At 51.5% G+C, this 1,727-nt stretch carries 1 rRNA gene; it reads right to left on the reverse strand.

Features of this window, described 5'->3' with window-relative positions:
* Window positions 1-11 precede the first annotated feature (11 nt).
* Window positions 12-1,727 (reverse strand): 23S ribosomal RNA (locus IE054_RS17700); the annotation flags it as partial.

Consider the following 1,727-nt stretch of genomic DNA (forward strand, 5'->3'; position numbering starts at 1 on the left):
TTGGGTGTTGTATGGTTAAGCCTCTCGGGCAATTAGTACAGGTTAGCTTAACGCCTTACAACGCTTCCACATCCTGCCTATCAACGTCTTAGTCTAAAACAACCCTTCCAGAGCTTAAAGCTCAGGGATGACTCATCTCTGGGCCGGCTTCCCGCTTAGATGCTTTCAGCGGTTATCCGTTCCGAACGTAGCTACCGGGCAATGCGATTGGCATCACAACCCGAACACCAGCGGTTCGTCCACTCCGGTCCTCTCGTACTAGGAGCAGCTCCCATCAATCATCCAACGCCCACACCAGATAGGGACCGAACTGTCTCACGACGTTCTAAACCCAGCTCGCGTACCACTTTAAATGGCGAACAGCCATACCCTTGGGACCGACTTCAGCCCCAGGATGTGATGAGCCGACATCGAGGTGCCAAACACCGCCGTCGATATGAACTCTTGGGCGGTATCAGCCTGTTATCCCCGGAGTACCTTTTATCCGTTGAGCGATGGCCCTTCCATACAGAACCACCGGATCACTATGACCTACTTTCGTACCTGCTCGATGTGTCTATCTCGCAGTTAAGCTAGCTTATGCCATTGCACTAACCTCACGATGTCCGACCGTGATTAGCTAACCTTCGTGCTCCTCCGTTACTATTTGGGAGGAGACCGCCCCAGTCAAACTACCCACCAGACACTGTCCTCACCCCAGATTAGGGGGCTAAGTTAGAACATCAAACATACAAGGGTGGTATTTCAAGGACGGCTCCACATACTCTGGCGAGTATGCTTCAAAGCCTCCCACCTATCCTACACATGTAGGTTCAATGTTCAGTGCCAAGCTGTAGTAAAGGTTCACGGGGTCTTTCCGTCTAGGTGCGGGTACACTGCATCTTCACAGCGATTTCAATTTCACTGAGTCTCGGGTGGAGACAGCGTGGCCATGGTTACACCATTCGTGCAGGTCGGAACTTACCCGACAAGGAATTTCGCTACCTTAGGACCGTTATAGTTACGGCCGCCGTTTACCGGGGCTTCGATCAAGAACTTCGCTTACGCTAATCCCATCAATTAACCTTCCGGCACCGGGCAGGTGTCACACCCTATACGTCCACTTTCGTGTTTGCAGAGTGCTGTGTTTTTAATAAACAGTCCCAGCCACCTGGTCACTGCGACCGCCAAAAGCTCAAGAAGCAAGTTCTATCACCTTCAGCGGCGTACCTTCTCCCGAAGTTACGGTACTATTTTGCCGAGTTCCTTCACCCGAGTTCTCTCAAGCGCCTTAGTATTCTCTACCTGACCACCTGTGTCGGTTTAGGGTACGGTTCGTATAATCATAAGTTTAGAAGCTTTTCCTGGAAGCAGGGCACCAACAGCTTCACTCCCTTGGGAGCTCGTCTCGTGTCTCGGCCTTAAGAACCCGGATTTGCCTAAGTTCTCAGCCTACGCACTTTCACATGGACTACCAACGCCATGCCTGCCTAGCCTTCTCCGTCCCTCCATCACTGATTATACAAGTACGGGAATATTAACCCGTTTCCCATCGACTACGCATTTCTGCCTCGCCTTAGGGGCCGACTTACCCTGCCCTGATTAGCATGGGACAGGAAACCTTGGTCTTTCGGCGTGGGAGTTTTTCACTCCCATTATCGTTACTCATGTCAGCATTCGCACTTGTGATATGTCCAGCATGCTTCTCAACACACCTTCATCCACTTACACAACGCTCCCCTACCCAG

The sequence above is a fragment of the Alteromonas halophila genome (assembly GCF_014651815.1).
GTDB lineage: Bacteria > Pseudomonadota > Gammaproteobacteria > Enterobacterales > Alteromonadaceae > Alteromonas > Alteromonas halophila.